Raw genomic sequence first — 18,041 nt, 5'->3', positions numbered from 1 at the left:
TGCCTGAGAGTTTCTGATAAGGTTTCGGGGTCGCGCTATAGGAGCTTTCCTGATGTCTCGTCGTCTTCCTCCGTTATATGCCCTTCGCGCTTTCGAAGCCGCGGCGCGGCACAGTTCGTTTACCCGTGCAGCAGAAGAACTGTCGATCACTCAAAGCGCCGTCAGCCGACATGTGCGTACGCTGGAGGAGCATTTTGCCTGTCGGCTGTTTCAGCGCAGCGGGCGCAATTTACAGCTGACCGAGGCCGCGCGTTTACTGCTGCCGGGCGTGCGTGAAGGTTTTGGCGCACTGGAACGGGCCTGCAATACCTTGCGCGCCGAAGATGACGTCTTGCGCATGAAAGCCCCTTCGACCCTGACCATGCGCTGGCTGCTGGCGCGACTCAGTCGCTTTCGGCATTTGCAACCGGGCAACGAGGTGCAACTGACCAGCGCCTGGATGGACGTCGACTCGGTGGACTTCAATCACGAACCGTTCGATTGTGCGGTGTTGTTGAGCAACGGGCATTTTCCACCGGACTGGGAGGCCAGTTACCTGTTCCCTGAACTGCTGATCCCGGTCGGCTCACCGAATCTGTTGAATGATCAACCATGGGATGTCGAGCGGCTGGCCAGCACTGAACTGCTTCACCCGACTCCCGATCGTCGTGACTGGCGCAGTTGGCTGGAACGCATGGGGCTGTCAGAGCAGGTGTCGCTCAAGGGCGGGCAGGTGTTCGACACGCTGGAGTTGGGGATGATCGCTGCCGCCCGGGGTTATGGGGTGTCGATGGGCGACTTGCTGATGGTTGCCGAAGATGTGGCTCAGGGACGTTTGAGTTTACCGTGGCCGACCGCCGTCGCCAGCGGTCTGAATTATTACCTGGTCTGGCCGAAAACCCGCCCTGGCGGTGAACGTTTGCGCCGTCTCAGCGACTTCCTCCAGGGCGAGGTGCAGGCCATGGAATTGCCGGATGTCGAGCGCCTCGGCTGAATCGATGTAGCCGCCGCCATGGCAGCCTTGAGCGATATCCTTGTGAATCGCTCAAGTATTCATCCACGCCGCCGAATCCCTGAAAGTGGGACCTTCGTTCTGAAAGGTTTCGCGCTTCCCCTATTACTGGATATTTTGCCGAGCCACGCGACGCGATCAGGATGATCCGGCTCCTCGGCCAGGAGCTGTCATGTCTCAACCTCGTGCCCGGATCGCCTCACAATTGGGGCTTGCCCTTGCCGTCATCCTGGCGGTCGTCATCAGTGGCAGCACGGTGTTCGCCCTGCGCTCGCTGGATTCTGCCAACCTCGACACGCGTGAAGAGCATCTGGCCAGTGAGGCGCGGTTGCTGGCCGACCAGTTGAGCACTTTCCACGGCACCCTGCGCGAAAGCACCCAGCGCCTGAGCGGGTTGTTTGAAAAGCGTTTCAGCAGCGGTTTGAGCGTGCACCCGGAGCAGCCGGTGACGGTGGCGGGCGTGCAGACTCCGGGCCTGCATCTGGGCAACGAAGTGTTGAACAACAACTTCGACAAGGTCGATGAGTTCAAGCAAATGACGGCCGGCGTGGCGACGTTGTTCGTGCGCAGTGGCGAGGACTTCATTCGGGTCAGCACCTCGTTGAGCAAGCAGGACGGCACCCGCGCCATCGGCACGCTGCTCGACCATGCGCACCCGGCCTATCAGCGGCTGATGGCGGGGCAGAGCTATGTCGGCCGGGCGTTGCTGTTCGATCGTTCCTACATGACGCAGTACACCCCGGTACGCGACAGCAGCGGTAAGGTGATTGCGGTGTTGTTTGTCGGTTTCGATTACACCGACGCGCAGAGCGCGCAGTTCGATAACCTCAAACGCTTCCGCATCGGCCAGAGCGGTTCGCTGGCGCTGCTCGATGAGCAAAACAAATGGCTGGTGCCGCCGGCCGGCGTGCAGGCGCTGGATCAGGCGACTTCGACCATCGCCGGTTTGGCCAGGGCGCCGGGGCAGGGCGCATTCTGGAGCGACAAGTCCGAAGACTTCTACAGCGTTGCCGTGCCATTCGAGGGCGGGCCATGGTCAGTAGTGGCGAGCATGCCGAAAAGCGAAATCCGCGCAGTGACCTGGAGCATCGGTATCCGCCTGGCCATTGGCAGCCTGCTGGCGATGCTGCTGGCGGTGGGCGCGGCAGTCTGGCTGTTGCGCAGCAAACTGGCACCGTTGGGTGATCTGGTGCGGCAGGCCGAAGCCTTGGGCGCGGGTGATCTGAGCGTGCGTTTGAACGTGTCGAGCCAGGATGAAATCGGTCAACTGGCGCGCAGCTTCAATCAGATGAGCCAGGCTCTATCGACCATGGTCGAGCACATCCGCAAGGCCTCGGAAGAGGTCAACAGTCGCGCCCAAGCATTGTCCGGGTTGTCCGGTGGTGCGTATGAAGGGATGGAGCAGCAGTCCGGAGAAATCACCAGCATGGCCGGTGCCGTGGAGGAGTTCAGTGCCACCTCGCTGAACATTGCGGACAACATGGGCAACACCGAGCGTCTGGCCCAGGAAAACGCACAACAGACGCGGATCGGTCGTACCTCGATGGAAGAAGCCTCTTCGTCCCTTGAGCAGATTGCTAGTGCTCTCAATAGCACGGCGACGGTGATCAACACCCTGGGTCAGCGCTCCCAGGAAATCGGCGGCATTGTCGGGGTGATTACCGCGATTGCCGATCAAACGAACTTGTTGGCGCTGAACGCTGCCATCGAAGCCGCGCGTGCGGGCGAACAGGGCCGTGGTTTTGCGGTGGTGGCAGACGAAGTGCGCAACCTGGCCTCGCGCACTCGCGAAGCGACTGACGAGATTTCCGGGATGATCCAAAGCATCCAGCAGGAAACCGGTAACGCCATCAGCACCATGGAGCAAGGCAAGCTGCTGATGCACGAAGGCCTGTCGCGCAACGCCAATGTCGCGTCGGCGCTGGCGCTGATCGACGAACAAAGCCGCTCGGCCGGCCAGCAATTCGCTGCGATCACCACCGCCACCCAAGAGCAGAGCAGCACCGCGACCTTGCTCAGCAGTAACCTGCAAAGCATCGCCATGGCCAACAGCGAGCAGCGTGAAGTGGTGTCGAACCTGGCAATCACTGCCAAGGAACTGGAAAACCTGGCGGCGGAGTTGCGGCATGAGGTTGATCGTTTTCGCTGAGGTCACCTCTGGAGTCGCCATCGCTGGCAAGCCTGTTGTTGGCGATTGAACCCGTCGACTGAGTTTTGCTGGAGTTATGCCGTTTTTAAGCTTGCTGAAACGTTTCATCAGCGCTATAAAATTCGCACAACTCCAAGAAAGGCTTTCCCCATGACCCCGCTCAAACTACTCGTCACCCTCGGCGCAATGACCGCTGCGTCCCACGTCATGGCCTGGGATTACGTGCTGCTCGACACCGATAAGGCTGCCCAGAACCAGCAAATCACCAGCCAGCAGCTCGGTGTGAAAACCGACAAACCGTTTTCCGTGACCCTGCGCACCCTGCACGGCGGTCGGCAGGAGGGCGTCAGCATCGTCGACATTGATAACGGCACGATGAAACTCTCGGTGGTGCCGACCCGCGGGATGAACGTCCTGCAGGCGTCGGTAGGTAATGTGCGTATGGGCTGGGATTCACCGGTCAAGGACGTGGTCAATCCGTCCTTTATCGAACTCAACGGGCGCGGCGGGCTGGGCTGGCTCGAAGGCTTCAACGAATTGGTCGCCCGCTGCGGCTACGAATGGGTCGGTCACCCCGGTATGGACAAAGGCGAACTGCTGACCCTTCATGGTCGCGCCGCCAACATTCCAGCCAGCAAAGTCACGCTGCACATCGATGAAAAACCGCCTTACGCCATCAGCCTGCGCGGAGAGTTGAAAGAGCAAGCGTTCAAGAAAGTCGACTTCTCGGTGATGACTGAACTGGTCACCGAACCCGGCAGTGTGCGCTTCGCCCTCAACGACACCCTGACCAACAACGGCGACTATCCGAAGGAATACCAGGCGCTCTACCACAGCAACTTCAGCACCCCATTCCTGGAGCAAGGCGCTCGCTTCGCTGCGCCGGTGAAACAGGTGTCACCGTTCAACGACAAGGCCAAGGGGGATTTGCCCGACTGGCAAACCTACCGCGCGCCGACCAAGGACTACGACGAAACCGTCTACAACGTCGTGCCGTATGCCGATGCCAAGGGCGACACGCTGACCGTGCTGCATAACAAGGCGGGCAGTCTCGGGGTGTCGGTTGGCTTCAATACCAAGCAATTGCCGGTGTTCTCCCTGTGGAAAAACACCGATACCCAAGGCCAGGGCTATGTCACGGGGCTGGAGCCGGGGACGAGTTTTTCCTACAACCGCCGGTATCAGCGGCCTCTGAACCTGGTGCCGACGATTGCAGCCAAGGAGCAGAAGCAGTTTCAGATCAGTTACAGCTTGCTGGCGGATAAAGCGGCTGTGGATAAAGCGTTGGCGCAGGTGAGTGAGATTCAGGGTGGGCGGGAGACTGAGGTAAGGCAAACACCGTTAGTGGATCTCACCAAGGAATAACCTCGACTAGTGCGTGGTCGGTCGATACTGCAACGCCTCGGCCAGATGCTCGCGTGTGATGCCATCGACTTGTTCAAGGTCCGCCAGGGTGCGCGCCACCTTGAGCAGTCGGTGTGCCGCTCGTAGCGACAAGGTCAATCGTTCGCACGCGGTTTCCAACCAGGTTTCGTCGGCTGTGGATAACGTGCAGTGTCGGCGCAGGCCCGGCAAATCTAGGAAGGCATTGGCGCAGCCCTGGCGTTTGTGCTGCCGCTCCCTTGCGTCCGCGACCCGGGCGGCGGCGGTTACGGTGTCATCGCCGGGTTTTAACGCGGGATTCAACGCCGTGACTTCGCGGGCAACTGTCAGGTGCAGATCAATTCGATCCAGCAGCGGTCCCGACAGCTTATTCCGATAACGCTGGATCTGGTCCGGAGAACAACAGCAGCGTCCGCTCGGCTCGCCAAGATATCCACAGGGGCACGGATTCATGGCGGCCACCAGTTGAAAGCGCGCGGGAAAACGTACGCGGTCACGGGCTCGGGAAATCACGATGCAGCCCGACTCCAGCGGTTCTCTCAGCACCTCCAGCACCTTGCGATCAAACTCCGGCAGCTCATCGAGGAACAGGACGCCATGGTGGGCGAGGGTGATTTCACCGGGCTGTGGTTTCGAGCCACCGCCCACCAGTGCCGGGCCGGACGCCGAATGGTGCGGCTGGCGGAACGGTCGTTGAGGCCAATGGCTCAACGGCACACAACTGGTGACCGATTGAATCGCCGCGACTTCCAGCGCTTCGCTCTCGGCCAGTGGCGGCAGCAGCCCAGGCAAACGACTCGCCAGTAGAGTTTTCCCCGTCCCCGGCGGCCCGCTGAACAGCAGGTTATGAGCCCCCGCAGCAGCAATCAGCAATGCACGCTTGGCCGCAATCTGGCCCTGCACTTCATTTAAATCGGGGTAGGGTTTGCTGGCGTAGAGCAAACCATTGGAAACATACGGTTCTACGGGCGTGTGGCCATTGAAGTGCGCGACCGCCTCCAGCAGATGATCCACTGCAATCACTTTCAGTCCTGACGCCAGGCACGCTTCCTCGGCATTTGCCCGCGGCACCATCAGCGATCGTCCGGCCTTGCGCGCCGCCAGTGCCGCCGGCAACACACCACGAACCGCCCGCACCGCGCCTGACAGCGCCAGCTCTCCCAGACACTCCACATCATCCAGCGTCAGAGTCGGCACCTGCACGCTGGCAGCCAGAATCCCAAGGGCGATCGCCAGATCGAATCGCCCGCCGTCCTTCGGTAAATCGGCTGGGGCGAGATTCAAGGTGATGCGCCGCGCCGGGAATTGCAGCCCGGAATTGATGATCGCACTGCGCACCCGGTCCTTGCTTTCTTTCACCGCTGCTTCCGGCAAACCCACCATCGTCAGCGACGGCAAGCCGTTGGCCAAATGGACTTCTACGGTGACGGCGGGCGCTTCCACACCGACCTGGGCGCGGCTGTGGACGATGGCCAGAGACATGATCATTCCTTGAGCTTGCGAGAACCGCTTCCTGCGGTTTTTTTGAAGGGTAGTTGTGGCGTAGTGGTTTAGCGCGGCGGCTGAGGAGCGAAAGCATCGCAGGATGTTGCGGGTGTCGGTGTATAGATTTCGAGAGCGAAAAAACCCGCCGTTCAGGCGGTTCTTTGGACGGAGGATTCAGGCTCGTATACCTGCAAGCAGGCCAGTAGGCTCCAGCTCTTTGCCATGAGCTGCCGCTACTTTCAGAAAGTGGCGCTGACTGGCAGAAACGTTGCCAGCTAAGCGGAGTGCCTCGGCATGATATTCGGCAACCATTAATGGCTTGGCCTTTTGTTTTTTGTGTTTCATAGACACCTCATGTGTCTCGATGCTTTGATTGATCTTATTGACCGTCCAGTGAAAAGACAAGACGGTTGGTTTTGTCAAAATCGAATCCGAGTTTTTTATAATAAGGAATGACGCCGGGGGCAGGCTCTTGTACTTCGATCTCACAGCACCCCAGCATCCGCGCGTAAAACTCTGTCACAAGTAGTGCCATCGGGGCGACCCATCCGCGAAGAGGGTGTGTATCACTTGTTCGCCCCTGCAAAAGGACAATCTTTATGCAGATGGTGCTTTTTCTTGGAGTCGCATAGCACAATCCGCATAGCTCTCCTTCATACCAAATAGCGAGATCCAGGCCTTTGGCATCTTTGCGCTTCCAGTCTGGGATGTTATCCCATGGGTACAGGACTGTTTCTCCCCACAGATGATATGCATCGATCGACTCCGGGGTGATTGGGTCAAACTTCAACGCTGACGCGTTGATTCCTGCGGCCTGAGCGTCCTTGTCATTCGACAAGGTCTTATATGCAAGCTTTCGAGCATCGGACTTGAACGTCTGGTTACGGAGCTCGGTGCCTTTTCCTTTTCGTCTCATTACTAGTGTTCTGTCGGGATCGAAGCGAAGAAGCGTAATGGACTGGAGTGGAGCTAATAAATCAGGCACGGGATCTGGTTTTTGTAGGGCCTGGCCTAGATAGATGAAGGACTTCGGTGAAAGAGCTCGGATGCTCTTGCGTGATCGAGGGTGCTGCTTATGATCAGTGCTGATCGAAAGCTCAGGAGCTGAAATGAATAGTATTGGAATGCGCCCCGTGCACCCCGGAGAAATCCTCAACGAGGAGTTTCTTGAGCCACTGGGCATTTCGGCAGTGGGTCTGGCTAGCTGGTTGAATGAGCCTGTGGGTGTAATAACAGGCCTCGTGATGCAGAACACGGGTATCAGCCCTGACCTTGCAAAGAAGCTTTCCATCCACCTGAAAACCACGCCCGGGTTCTGGTCGAACCTGCAATCGACTTACGATCTGAGTCAGGCTGAAGCCGAGCGTAGTTGCGACTCTGGTCATTAAAGCGACTGAAGCACCCGTGAAGCGCGTTTCCACCAAGGTGCATTGATTGCTCTTCTTGGCTTTTCCCCCTCAGGCAACAAGTACGGAACATCTTGCAGCCGGATCCATGGCTGGTTGTTCCAGTGCAGCAAGCTCAGCGACATTTCCGGCCAGTTCAGCAGGCTCAGTATCGGGCGTTCGGTGGTGGCGGGTTGTTGGGCGTCTCTAAGGGCTGGAACCACGTCGTGGGTCAGCCATTCGCGCAGGCCCCGGTATTCGGGGCAGTAGTGATAAACCAGCAGCGCGTAAACGCCTGATTCGCTGATCAGCAGCGTATGTTCAATGCTGCCGTGGATGTGCAGTGTCACGGTTTGGTATTGATCAGGATCGAGTTTGCGTAGCGCGCGTTCGTCGAGGAACAGCCGAAGCAATCGACCGAGGTCGCGGGCACTGAACCAAGGCTGGTTTTCCAGTAGCAGGGCGTGGAGGTGGAGTTTGTGGCGGGTGAAGACGTGAGGGATCAGATAATTTTCATCCATGGTGCAGTACCCAAGTTCGCTTGAGGGAAACTGCCACTGATCGTCGCCAAACAATAAGGGTGGCAGCTGTGCGCGGGTTGGCGAACCGGTGCAAGCGAATACCGGCAGACCCGAAGATCTCCCACACACAGCCGCCATAATTTGAGTCGGGAAAGAAATGCCCGATATCAGATGTGGTCGCGGTGCATCGCAAGCTTTCCGGGTCGCCAAACCCAGTGCTGAACATTCAGCTGAGTTGAGCTTAGGAACCGGGGCTGTGCGGCGCAATCGGAAAGCAGTGGTGTTTTTGTAGGACTCAGCCTGGAAGTACAGCTGAATCCTGAATTGCTGGAAGGTCGTTCCGACCTTATCGCGGGCAAGCCACGCTCCCACAGGGGATTTGTGGGGTCATTCAGTCGGTGGATTCAGTTTTGCTTCCAGCTCGGCGACTTTTGCCTCAAGGCTTTCAAGGCGTGCCCGGGTGCGTGCCAGGACGACCATCTGACTGTCGAATTCTTCCCGGCTCACTAGATCAAGCTTGCTGAAGCCGCTTTGCAGCAGGGCTTTGAACTGGCTTTCGATTTCGCTTTTTGGCAGCGGGGTTTCGCCGCTGAACAGGCGGGAGGCGGTGCCGCTCAGGGCATCGAGGAAGTCTTTGGGTGCGAGCATGGGAAATGTCCTGGAAACAATGGCCGGCAGTGTATCACGCAGTGTCTATAGTCATTGGCGCGGGCACGAATGCACGCTTTTCGCGCATGTTGCCGGGCGTTCGCGCACTGTTGTTGTGCGTATCGCCGGCGGTGATGGGGCATTGGTGTCTGTGGCAGCGGCCAAGGGATTGAAATCAGTGGTTTTTCACGAGATGGCAAGCTTTCTGCTTAGTCCCAAGTGACCTATGCACTGATGCAGTCGCTGTGACGAATGCAGTGCGGCAGGCGGAGCGGGGAGTTTCGTCAGGAACGGTTAACTGGCGTCGGTCGGGCGAGTAGGGCCGACGATGCGTTACAAAGCCAGGCACTGCGCTTAGACTTGAGTCGGGTTTGTTTTCCTGGGGCAAGTCCACCAATTCGGGAGAGAGTTTTCATGAAGCTAGTCACTGCCATCATCAAGCCGTTCAAACTGGACGACGTACGCGAGTCGTTGTCCGAGATCGGCGTGCAGGGCATTACCGTCACTGAGGTCAAAGGCTTCGGTCGGCAGAAGGGTCACACCGAGCTGTATCGCGGGGCGGAATACGTAGTCGATTTCCTGCCCAAGGTGAAGATCGATGTCGCCATTGACGACAAGGATCTGGACCGGGTTATCGAGGCGATAACCAAGGCGGCCAACACCGGCAAGATTGGTGACGGCAAGATTTTCGTGGTCAATCTGGAACAGGCTATTCGCATCCGTACCGGCGAAACCGATACCGACGCAATCTAAGCCGCCAAACCCAACGCCCCAGGAGAAAACAAAATGACTCTGCGTAAATTCGCAGGGCTAGGAGCCCTGTTGTCCATCGTAATGCCCGGCCTGGCCATGGCGGCAGATCCGGTGGCTCCTCCAGTCCTCAATTCCGGCGATACCGCCTGGATGTTGACCTCTACTGCCCTCGTGCTGTTCATGACCATTCCAGGCCTCGCGCTGTTCTACGGCGGCATGGTTCGTTCCAAAAACGTTCTCTCATTGATGATGCAGTGCTTCGCCATTACCGGCCTGGTCACCATCCTGTGGTTCCTCTATGGCTACAGCATGGCGTTTGACACCACGGGTATGGAAGCCAACGTCGTCAACCTCAATTCCTTTGTCGGCAGCTTCGCCAAGGCTTTCCTTGCCGGCATCACGCCCGCCAGTATTACCGGCCCTACGGCGCTGTTTCCCGAGGCGGTGTTTGTCACCTATCAGATGACCTTCGCCATCATCACCCCGGCGCTGATCGTCGGTGCTTTCGCCGAGCGGATGAAGTTCTCCGCGATGCTGGTGTTCATGGGCCTCTGGTTCACCGTGGTTTACGCGCCGATCGCGCACATGGTCTGGAGCGGTCCGGGCTCGCTGTTGGGCGACTGGGGCGTGCTCGACTTCGCGGGCGGCACCGTGGTCCACATCAACGCCGGTGTTGCAGGTCTGGTGGCGTGCCTGGTACTGGGCAAGCGCAAAGGCTTCCCGACCACTCCGATGGCTCCGCACAACCTCGGTTACACCCTGATGGGCGCCGCGATGTTGTGGGTGGGCTGGTTCGGTTTCAACGCAGGTTCCGCCGCAGCGGCCAACGGCACTGCCGGTATGGCCATGCTGGTAACTCAGATTGCTACCGCCGCAGCGGCCCTGGGCTGGATGTTCGCCGAGTGGCTGACCCACGGCAAACCTAGCGCACTGGGTATCGCTTCGGGCGTGGTTGCCGGTCTGGTTGCGATCACTCCGGCTGCGGGTACCGTTGGCCCGATGGGCTCGATGATCATCGGTCTGGCAGCGGGCGTGGTGTGCTTCTTCTGCGCCACGACCCTGAAACGCAAACTGGGTTACGACGATTCCCTCGACGCCTTCGGCGTGCATGGCATCGGCGGTATTCTCGGTGCGATCCTCACGGGTGTATTCGCAGCTCCGTCACTGGGTGGCTTCGGCACCGTGACCGACATCGCGGCACAAGTCTGGATTCAGTGCAAAGGCGTGGGCTTTACGGTGATCTACACCGCAATCGCCACGTTCATCATCCTCAAGGTGCTCGACGCCGTCATGGGGCTGCGCATTACCGAGGAAGAAGAGTCGGTGGGCATCGATCTGGCGCTTCACAACGAGCGCGGCTACAACATGTAAGCAAGCGCATAAAAATTTGCCCGGCTTGCCGGGCATTTTTTTGTCTGGATTTTGTCTCTGAAAGTACGGCTGAAAGGTTTTTTCGCACACGTTTAGTGGTGTTTGTGACGAGTGTTTTTCCGCGGCCAATGGCTTACATGATTGAAGGAATATTAGGGCCTTTGTTTTTTCCCAGAGCGCGCTAGAATGCGCCCCGAACGTGCGGAGAACTGTATGTGGCAACAGACTCTGATAACCCTGCGGGAACGGCCCCGGGGCTTTCATCTGGTAACGGACGAGTTACTCGCCGGCCTGCCTGAACTCCAGGCATGTCGGGTCGGTCTGTTGCATTTGTGGCTGCACACCTCGGCGTCGTTGACCATCAACGAGAACGCCGATCCGGCGGTACGTCGCGACTTCGAACGGTTTTTCAATCGGCTGATCCCACAAGGAACAGCCGGCTATGAGCATAACGACGAAGGCCTGGACGACCTCCCGGCGCACTTCAAGGCCAGTTTGCTAGGCTGTCAGTTGAGTTTGCCGATAAGGGCGGGCCGATTGGCGTTAGGTAGCTGGCAAGGTGTTTATCTGGGTGAGCACCGCGATCATGGCGGTGCTCGCAAAGTCCTCGCCACCGTGCACGGTGAAGAGGCATAAACCGCTGGTTACCAGTGGATGTTGATTTTTTTCCGGCGGTCGTCGACAGACGACAAAGCTGGGCTATAACTAATCTGCTTTTCGCAAGTCATGAGGTAGAACATGAGCGACGATGATCTGGAAAACGACGACCTCGAAGTAGGCGACGAAGACGAGACCGAAGAAGGCCTGGAAGCAGCGGCGGAAGACGTTGCTGACGACGATGGCGGTGATGACACGCCGGTCCCGACCGCCAAAGGCAAGGCCAAGGCTGCGGTGTCGGTAGACGAGTTGCCGAGTGTCGAGGCCAAGAACAAAGAGCGTGATGCTCTGGCGCGCGCGATGGAAGAGTTCCTTGCCAAAGGCGGCAAGGTTCAGGAAGTCGAGGCCAACGTAGTGGCGGATCCGCCAAAGAAGCCTGATAACAAGTACGGCAGCCGGCCTATCTAAGCGCCTGCTACGTGCTTGCTGAAAAAGCCCGCCGTCGCTGCGGGCTTTTTCATGGGTGAAGCAATAGAGGCCGAAAAGCATCGCGGGCAAGCCTTGCTCCTACAGGCTTGCGTCGTTCGAGCAGGTGACGATAATCCCGTAGGAGCAAGGCTTGCCCGCGATGACAATCTTGAGGACGCTACGAAATCGAGTTCCACCGCGCCAACAACGCTGGCAACTCGGTCAAGCTGCGAATCTCGGCATCCGGCGCCTTGTCGGCTTCCCAGGCTTTACCGGCCGGGTTGAACCAGATCGCCCGCAACCCTGCCTGCTGAGCGCCGGCAATGTCATCGCCGGGATGATCGCCGATATGCACGGCGGCCTCAGCTGTTACATCGCCGCGTTTCAAGGCTTCGTGGAACAGCCGGGCATCGGGTTTGGCGATGCCGATATCCTCTGCGCACAAGATGAACTTGAAGTAATCCGCCAGCCCTAGGCGGCGCACATCCGCATTGCCGTTGGTGACCACGCCCAAGGTGTAGTGATTGGCCAGAATCTCCAGTGTCGGTTGCACCTCGGGGAAGATTTCCAACTGATGCCGTGCATGCAAAAACACTTCAAAGCCCTGATCGGCCAGCTCGCAGGCCTGCTCATGGGCGTAACCGGCTTCTTCCAGTGCGTGAAACAGCACCCGGCGGCGCAGGGCGCTGATGCGGTGCTTGAGGCTTGGTTCGTGGCTCAATACCCGCTCACGAATCGCCCACAAATGATCGACCGGCAAGGCACCTAGGTTCGGCGTGTGCTCGGCCAACCACTGGCGCAGCACTGCTTCAGCGCTGTCGATCACCGGGGCGGTGTCCCACAGGGTGTCGTCGAGGTCGAAGGTGATCAGTTGGATTGTCATTGCTCATCGCCTTTGATGCGTTTGGCCCGTGGATGGGCGCTGTCGTAGACCGAGGCCAGGTGCTGGAAGTCCAGGTGGGTGTAGATCTGCGTGGTTTTGATGTCCGCGTGGCCGAGCAATTCCTGTACCGCACGCAAGTCTTGCGAGGACTCCAGCAAGTGGCTGGCGAAGGAGTGTCGCAACATGTGCGGGTGCAGGTTTTGCCCCAGTTCGCGCTCGCCGACGGCTTTGACCCGCGCCTGAACCGCTCGTGAGCCGAGGCGCCGGCCTTTCTGGCTGACGAATACCGCATCGTCCACCGGGTTCGCCATGGCGCGCAGCGGCAACCACAGTTCCAGGGCTTCGCGGGCCTTCTTGCCGACGGGCAGCACTCGGGTCTTGCTGCCCTTGCCGAGTACTTGCACCAGACCGTCTGCCAGGTCCAACTGTTCAAGGTTGAGTCCGGTCAGCTCCGACAGGCGTAAACCGGACGAGTAAAACAGCTCAAGAATCGCCTGGTCGCGGCGCGCCATGAAGTCGTCTTCCACGGCGCCATCGAGCAGTTGCAGCGCCCGGTCGGTGTCGAGGGTTTTCGGTAGGCGGCGCTCGCCCTTGGGAGGCGCCAGGCCGTTGGCCGGGTCGTGGTCGCAGAGGCCTTCGCGGTTCAGGTAGTGATAGAGCCCGCGTACCGCCGACAGCAGCCGCGCCAGGCTGCGCGAGGATTGTCCTTGCGAGTGCAGGCGAGCGATCAGGCTGCGCAGGCGCTGGATGTCCAGCGCGGTCCAGCTGCCGATGTTCTGTTTTTTGCAGTGCTCCAGGACCTTGTTCAGGTCGCGCCGATAGGCTTCCAGCGTGTGAGACGACACCTGACGCTCACTGCGCAGGTGCTCGCAGTAGGCGTCCAGTTGTCGTTCCATGGTCAGCGTACCGAGCGTAGCGAAGTGTTGACCCGAGGCAGTACGCGGCCCATGACTTCAGCGATGTAGCTGAGGAATAACGTGCCCACCGAGCTTTTGTAATGCTGCGGATCGCGACTGGCGATCGCCAGGACACCGTGCAGGCCTTGATGGCTGATGGTGACCACCGCCGTAGAACCGATCTGCTTGCGCTGTTCTTCGCCAAACAGGAAGTCCAGCTCGTGTTCGCGCAGGCTGCCGCTGACGGTTTTGCCTTCCGACAACAAGCCGCCGATGGCCTTTTGCGCGTCGGCACTGGTCACCCAGCGGCCGACCGGCAAGGGCTCGTCGCTGAACAGGATCAGGCTGACAAAGGGCACCTGGAAATCCTGGCGCAGGCTGTCTTCGACGCTGATGACCACGTCGTCCAGGCTGCTGGCGTCCATCAGGGCGAGCGTCAGTCGGCGGGTTTTGTCGAACAGCCGGTCGTTGTCGCGGGCGACGTCCATCAGTTGCGAGAGGCGATGGCGCATCTCGATGTTGCGTTCGCGCAGAATTTTCATCTGGCGTTCGACCAACGAGATGGTGTCGCCGCGCTGGTGCGGAATGCGCAGCGCCGGCAGCAGTTCTTCGTGCTCGACGAAGAAATCCGGATGAGCCTCCAGGTACGCGGCAATCGCCGCCGCCTCCAGGCTTTCGGAAGGGGATTCGTCGGGCTGTGGGGCTGGAACCTGAGGCTGATCAGTCATGTATTTCGCTCACTCAAAGACGCACTTGTCCTTCGTATACGCGTACTGCCGGGCCGGTCATCATCACCGGTTGGCCAGGACCTGCCCATTCAATGGACAAGCGCCCGCCAGGCAGGTCGATCAATAGCGGCGAATCCATCCACCCCTGGCTGATCGCGGCCACTGCGGCAGCGCAGGCACCGGTCCCGCAGGCCTGGGTTTCCCCGGTGCCGCGTTCCCAGACGCGCAACTGCGCTCGGCTCCGGTCGATGACCTGGAGAAAACCGACATTGACCCGCGCCGGGAAGCGCGGGTGGTTTTCGATCTTCGGTCCCAGCTCATGCACCGGCGCGTTGTTGATGTCACTGACCCGCACGACGGCGTGGGGATTGCCCATGGAGACCGCAGCCAGTTCGACGGTCTGGCCGTCGACCTCGACCTGATAACTCAAGGCCTGAGCGGGCGCCTGAAACGGAATGTCTGCCGGCACCAGGCGCGGTGCACCCATGTTGACGCTGATCTGGCCATCGTTGCGGATATCCAGTTCAATAATGCCGCTTTTGGTCTCGACGCGAATCTGCCGCTTGGCGGTCAGGCGCTTGTCCAGAACGAAGCGTGCGAAGCAGCGCGCACCGTTGCCGCATTGCTCGACTTCGGAACCGTCGGCGTTGAAGATCCGGTAACGGAAATCCACGTCCGGGTTGCTCGGCGCTTCGACGATCAGCAACTGATCGAAACCGACACCGGTGTGCCGGTCACCCCATTGCTTGGCGTGCTTGGGCAGAATGTGCGCGTGCTGGCTGACCAGGTCGAGGACCATGAAGTCGTTGCCCAGGCCATGCATCTTGGTAAAACGCAGCAGCATGGGCTTACTCCGGCAGCAGGCTTTCGCCAGCAAACAACTCGGCTACCGTCTCGCGGCGACGCACTTCAACTGCCTGATCACCGTCCACCAGCACTTCAGCGGCGCGACCGCGAGTGTTGTAGTTGGAACTCATGACGAACCCGTACGCACCGGCCGAATGCACGGCCAGCAAGTCGCCTTCTTCGAGTGCCAGATGGCGATCCTTGGCGAGGAAGTCGCCGGTTTCGCAGATCGGCCCGACGATGTCGTAGGCGCGTGCCGGAGTTGTACGCGGGCGCACGGCCGTGACGTCCATCCAGGCCTGATACAGCGCCGGGCGGATCAGGTCGTTCATGGCCGCGTCGACGATGGCGAAGTCTTTGTGCTCGGTGTGCTTGAGGTACTCGACCTCGGTCAGCAGCACGCCGGCGTTGGCGACGATGAAGCGGCCCGGCTCGAACACCAGTGTCAGGTCGCGACCATCAATGCGTTCGCGTACGGCTTTGATGTAGTCGGCAGCCAATGGCGGCTCTTCATCGCGATAACGCACGCCCAAGCCACCGCCGAGGTCGATGTGGCGCAGGTAGATTCCGCAATCGCCCAGGCGGTCGATCAGCGCCAGCAGGCGGTCGAGGGCATCGATGAAGGGCGGCAGGGTGGTCAGTTGCGAACCGATGTGGCAATCGACACCGACCACTTCCAGGTTAGGCAGTTGAGCGGCGCGGACGTACACGTCTTCGGCGTCGGCAATGGCGATGCCGAACTTGTTTTCCTTGAGACCGGTAGAAATGTACGGGTGGGTGCCGGCATCGACGTCCGGGTTGACCCGCAGTGAGATCGGCGCGCGAACGCCAAGCTCGGCCGCGACGACTTGCAGGCGTTCGAGTTCGTCGGTGGACTCGACGTTGAAGCAGTGCACGCCGACTTCCAGGGCGCGACGCATGTCGTCACGGGTCTTGCCGACGCCGGAGAAAACGATTTTGTCGGGCTGGCCACCGGCGGCCAGAACACGTTCCAGCTCACCACGGGAGACGATGTCGAAACCAGCGCCCAAACGCGCCAGGACATTCAGCACGCCCAGGTTGGAGTTGGCCTTGACCGCAAAGCAGACCAGATGCGGTGTGCCGGCCAGCGCATCGGCGAACGCCAGGTACTGGGCTTCGATGTGCGCACGGGAGTAGACGTAGGTCGGTGTGCCAAAGCGTTCGGCGATGGCGGACAGGGCAACACCTTCCGCGAACAGTTCACCGTCACGGTAGTTAAAAGCGTCCATGATGTTCCCTTAGTAGGTGCTGGTACTGGTGCTGTGCTGGTGCGCTTTGGACTGCGACGACTTCGCCTGTTCTTCAGGGGATTTGCTGTCATCGGGCAGATACAGCGGACCTTTTTGACCACAGGCAGTGACAAGGCAGGCAACCGCGACGAGCGCAGCAAGGGAAGAGATCAGGCGCTTCATGGCGAAATCCTTGAAAATGCGTTAATTGCGCCGGAGTATACCGGCCACCCGGCAGCTTGCCTATGCGAGGGACCACCCGTCCGGCGGGCCTTTGCCCCGGCAAGCGATCAAGCGGCGCAAGGCGTGTCGATATTTTCTACTCTTGTCTGATGCTTGGTCAGTATCCTTTGCAATCGCTGGGGCTCGGCCGTATCTTGCGGCGCTTGAGCGTGAGTAGACATTTTTTGAGGTTCCCGCAATGAGTTTGACTGAAGCCCGTTTCCACGATCTGGTCGATGCCACCCAGCAAACGCTGGAGGATATTTTCGATGAGAGTGGCCTGGATGTTGATCTGGAAAGCTCGGCCGGTGTGCTCACCGTCAAGTTCGAAAGCGGCAGCCAGTTGATCTTCAGTCGCCAGGAGCCGCTGCGTCAGCTGTGGCTGGCGGCCGTGTCCGGCGGCTTCCACTTCGACTATGACGAAGAAAGCGAACGCTGGATGTGTGACAAGAGCGAAGAGCAGCTCGGCGAGATGCTTGAGCGCATTGTCGGCGAGCAGGCCGGCGCCAAGCTTGATTTCGAAGGGCTGTGATCTGGTGACCGAGGCCGCGCCTACCCGTCCGCCAAAGCCGCTGTACAGCAATGTCAGCGCAGCGGTGCCTTCGCCGTGCACCAGCGTCTGTCGGCTGGACGAGCAGAAAGTCTGCCTGGGCTGTTTCCGCCACGTCGAAGATATTCGCGAATGGCGCTCGGCGGACGATGATCGCCGCAGGGTGATTTGCGCCCAGGCAGCTCAGCGCAAAGCTCAGGTCTGACAACAACACAAAGCTCAGGCCTGACAACAAATTGTGGCGAGGGGGCTTGCCCCCGTTCGGCTGCGAAGCAGTCGTAAAGCTTTTTGGGGCCGCTTCGCACCCCAGCGGGAGCAAGCTCCCTCGCCACAAGGGCCCCGGCAAGTCTGAAGTACCCTGTCTCTGGCTGGCTTGTATATTTTTTGAGCTGTGATAGTGTCCGGATACGCCTCAACTCATCGAGGTCCGTGAAAACCCCGCCTATTTCTGGCGGGGTTTTGCTTTTGTCGTGCAGAAAAAAGGAGTCTGCCTTAATCATGACCGCACCTTCCATCATCCTTACCCGCCTGGACGTGCAACGTCTGGAACGTTTGATCGACAGCCTGGATGACTCGCTGCCAGGTGTTATCGCGCTGCAAACCGAACTGGATCGCGCCGATACGCTGGTCGGTCACGATGAAGTGCCTGCCGATGTCGTGACCATGAACTCGCGTGTACATTGCCGTGAAGAAAGCAGCGGCAAGGACTATCACCTGACCCTGGTTTATCCACAGGACGCCAATGCCGATGAAGGCCGGATTTCCATTCTGGCGCCGGTAGGCAGCGCATTGCTCGGTTTGAAGGTTGGCCAGCACATCGACTGGCCGGCACCGGGTGGCAAGACCTTGAAGCTGACCCTGCTTGAGGTTGAGTCGCAGCCCAAGAATGGCGGCGACTGCGCGTTCTGACACGCC

Annotated in this window: 22 protein-coding genes; 11 read left to right on the top strand and 11 right to left on the bottom strand. The window is 59.5% G+C overall.

Translation table 11 applies throughout. The features are described 5' to 3' along the window. Positions 1 to 52: 52 nt before the first annotated feature. From KRR23_RS22740 to KRR23_RS22730, 3 genes are all read left to right on the top strand, one after another. Positions 53 to 973 (top strand): LysR substrate-binding domain-containing protein, encoded by a 921-nt coding sequence (locus KRR23_RS22740; RefSeq protein WP_123426193.1) that lies wholly within the window; start codon positions 53 to 55, stop codon positions 971 to 973. Between the two features lie 190 nt (positions 974 to 1,163). Beyond that, positions 1,164 to 3,140, top strand: a complete 1,977-nt coding sequence (locus tag KRR23_RS22735; RefSeq protein WP_216744345.1) for a methyl-accepting chemotaxis protein — start codon at positions 1,164 to 1,166, stop codon at positions 3,138 to 3,140. A gap of 150 nt (positions 3,141 to 3,290) precedes the next feature. Continuing rightward, on the top strand, positions 3,291 to 4,505 hold the full coding sequence (locus KRR23_RS22730) for an aldose 1-epimerase family protein (protein WP_216744344.1): 1,215 nt from the start codon (positions 3,291 to 3,293) through the stop codon (positions 4,503 to 4,505). Positions 4,506 to 4,511: 6 nt separating this feature from the next. On the opposite strand, the gene KRR23_RS22725 is transcribed toward KRR23_RS22730, so the two are convergent. From KRR23_RS22725 to KRR23_RS22715, 3 genes are all read right to left on the bottom strand, one after another. Then, on the bottom strand, positions 4,512 to 6,107 hold the full coding sequence (locus KRR23_RS22725; protein WP_367880666.1) for a YifB family Mg chelatase-like AAA ATPase: 1,596 nt from the start codon (positions 6,105 to 6,107) through the stop codon (positions 4,512 to 4,514). A gap of 75 nt (positions 6,108 to 6,182) precedes the next feature. Then, positions 6,183 to 6,353 carry a hypothetical protein gene (locus tag KRR23_RS22720; protein WP_019694248.1) on the bottom strand — a complete coding sequence of 57 codons (171 nt, stop codon included), beginning with the start codon at positions 6,351 to 6,353 and terminating at the stop codon, positions 6,183 to 6,185. A 34-nt stretch (positions 6,354 to 6,387) separates the two neighbouring features. After that, complete coding sequence (locus KRR23_RS22715) at positions 6,388 to 6,924, bottom strand: N-acetyltransferase (RefSeq protein ID WP_216744342.1); 537 nt, start codon at positions 6,922 to 6,924, stop codon at positions 6,388 to 6,390. A 193-nt stretch (positions 6,925 to 7,117) separates the two neighbouring features. Here KRR23_RS22715 and KRR23_RS22710 point away from each other — a divergent pair, with 193 nt between their 5' ends. Continuing rightward, positions 7,118 to 7,396 carry a HigA family addiction module antitoxin gene (locus tag KRR23_RS22710; protein WP_216744341.1) on the top strand — a complete coding sequence of 93 codons (279 nt, stop codon included), beginning with the start codon at positions 7,118 to 7,120 and terminating at the stop codon, positions 7,394 to 7,396. Here KRR23_RS22710 and KRR23_RS22705 read toward each other — a convergent pair. Next, entirely contained in the window at positions 7,393 to 7,914 is a 522-nt protein-coding gene (locus tag KRR23_RS22705; protein WP_216744340.1) for a Bro-N domain-containing protein, read from the bottom strand. The genes KRR23_RS22710 and KRR23_RS22705 overlap by 4 nt on opposite strands. A 387-nt stretch (positions 7,915 to 8,301) precedes the next feature. Then, a complete protein-coding gene (locus tag KRR23_RS22700) occupies positions 8,302 to 8,562 on the bottom strand; it encodes an accessory factor UbiK family protein (RefSeq protein ID WP_054048512.1) in 261 nt (86 codons plus the stop codon). 414 nt (positions 8,563 to 8,976) lie between these two features. On the opposite strand from KRR23_RS22700, the gene glnK reads away from it, so the two are divergent. The 4 genes from glnK to sutA all read left to right on the top strand — a co-directional run bounded on the left by glnK (position 8,977) and on the right by sutA (position 11,751). Next, positions 8,977 to 9,315, top strand: a complete 339-nt coding sequence (gene glnK / locus KRR23_RS22695) for a P-II family nitrogen regulator (protein ID WP_002555808.1) — start codon at positions 8,977 to 8,979, stop codon at positions 9,313 to 9,315. A 33-nt stretch (positions 9,316 to 9,348) separates the two neighbouring features. Beyond that, positions 9,349 to 10,686: an ammonium transporter gene (locus KRR23_RS22690; protein ID WP_216744339.1), complete on the top strand. Its 1,338-nt coding sequence runs from the start codon at positions 9,349 to 9,351 to the stop codon at positions 10,684 to 10,686. 213 nt (positions 10,687 to 10,899) lie between these two features. Then, complete coding sequence (locus tag KRR23_RS22685; protein ID WP_216744338.1) at positions 10,900 to 11,322, top strand: secondary thiamine-phosphate synthase enzyme YjbQ; 423 nt, start codon at positions 10,900 to 10,902, stop codon at positions 11,320 to 11,322. 102 nt (positions 11,323 to 11,424) lie between these two features. Beyond that, positions 11,425 to 11,751, top strand: a complete 327-nt coding sequence (gene sutA / locus KRR23_RS22680; RefSeq protein ID WP_019694242.1) for a transcriptional regulator SutA — start codon at positions 11,425 to 11,427, stop codon at positions 11,749 to 11,751. Between the two features lie 178 nt (positions 11,752 to 11,929). Here sutA and KRR23_RS22675 read toward each other — a convergent pair whose 3' ends face one another. The 6 genes from KRR23_RS22675 to KRR23_RS22650 are packed head-to-tail and all read right to left on the bottom strand — an operon-like array spanning position 11,930 to position 16,537. After that, entirely contained in the window at positions 11,930 to 12,634 is a 705-nt protein-coding gene (locus KRR23_RS22675) for an HAD family hydrolase (protein WP_216744337.1), read from the bottom strand. Further along, on the bottom strand, positions 12,631 to 13,530 hold the full coding sequence (xerC, locus tag KRR23_RS22670) for a tyrosine recombinase XerC (protein WP_216744336.1): 900 nt from the start codon (positions 13,528 to 13,530) through the stop codon (positions 12,631 to 12,633). Before xerC ends, KRR23_RS22675 begins: the two co-directional genes overlap by 4 nt. Positions 13,531 to 13,532: 2 nt before the next feature. Next, positions 13,533 to 14,258, bottom strand: coding sequence for a DUF484 family protein (locus KRR23_RS22665; RefSeq protein ID WP_216744335.1), 726 nt, complete (start codon positions 14,256 to 14,258; stop codon positions 13,533 to 13,535). Between the two features lie 13 nt (positions 14,259 to 14,271). Beyond that, entirely contained in the window at positions 14,272 to 15,102 is an 831-nt protein-coding gene (dapF, locus tag KRR23_RS22660) for a diaminopimelate epimerase (RefSeq protein ID WP_216744334.1), read from the bottom strand. A gap of 4 nt (positions 15,103 to 15,106) precedes the next feature. Further along, on the bottom strand, positions 15,107 to 16,354 hold the full coding sequence (lysA, locus tag KRR23_RS22655) for a diaminopimelate decarboxylase (protein ID WP_216744333.1): 1,248 nt from the start codon (positions 16,352 to 16,354) through the stop codon (positions 15,107 to 15,109). Between the two features lie 9 nt (positions 16,355 to 16,363). Next, positions 16,364 to 16,537, bottom strand: coding sequence for a lipoprotein (locus tag KRR23_RS22650; RefSeq protein ID WP_019694236.1), 174 nt, complete (start codon positions 16,535 to 16,537; stop codon positions 16,364 to 16,366). A 238-nt stretch (positions 16,538 to 16,775) separates the two neighbouring features. Between KRR23_RS22650 and cyaY the strand changes: the two genes are divergently transcribed. The 3 genes from cyaY to rnk all read left to right on the top strand — a co-directional run bounded on the left by cyaY (position 16,776) and on the right by rnk (position 18,035). After that, positions 16,776 to 17,108: an iron donor protein CyaY gene (cyaY, locus tag KRR23_RS22645; RefSeq protein ID WP_019694235.1), complete on the top strand. Its 333-nt coding sequence runs from the start codon at positions 16,776 to 16,778 to the stop codon at positions 17,106 to 17,108. Positions 17,109 to 17,112: 4 nt separating this feature from the next. Further along, positions 17,113 to 17,331, top strand: a complete 219-nt coding sequence (locus tag KRR23_RS22640; protein ID WP_216744378.1) for a DUF1289 domain-containing protein — start codon at positions 17,113 to 17,115, stop codon at positions 17,329 to 17,331. 293 nt (positions 17,332 to 17,624) lie between these two features. Beyond that, positions 17,625 to 18,035 carry a nucleoside diphosphate kinase regulator gene (gene rnk, locus KRR23_RS22635; RefSeq protein ID WP_054594614.1) on the top strand — a complete coding sequence of 137 codons (411 nt, stop codon included), beginning with the start codon at positions 17,625 to 17,627 and terminating at the stop codon, positions 18,033 to 18,035. Positions 18,036 to 18,041: the final 6 nt, after the last annotated feature.

Origin of the sequence: Pseudomonas sp. CVAP#3 (genome assembly GCF_018986375.1) — a bacterium.
Taxonomy (GTDB): domain Bacteria; phylum Pseudomonadota; class Gammaproteobacteria; order Pseudomonadales; family Pseudomonadaceae; genus Aquipseudomonas; species Aquipseudomonas helvetica.
The sequence above is the reverse complement of the archived record's forward strand: the minus strand, read 5'-3'. Positions and strand labels throughout refer to the sequence as shown.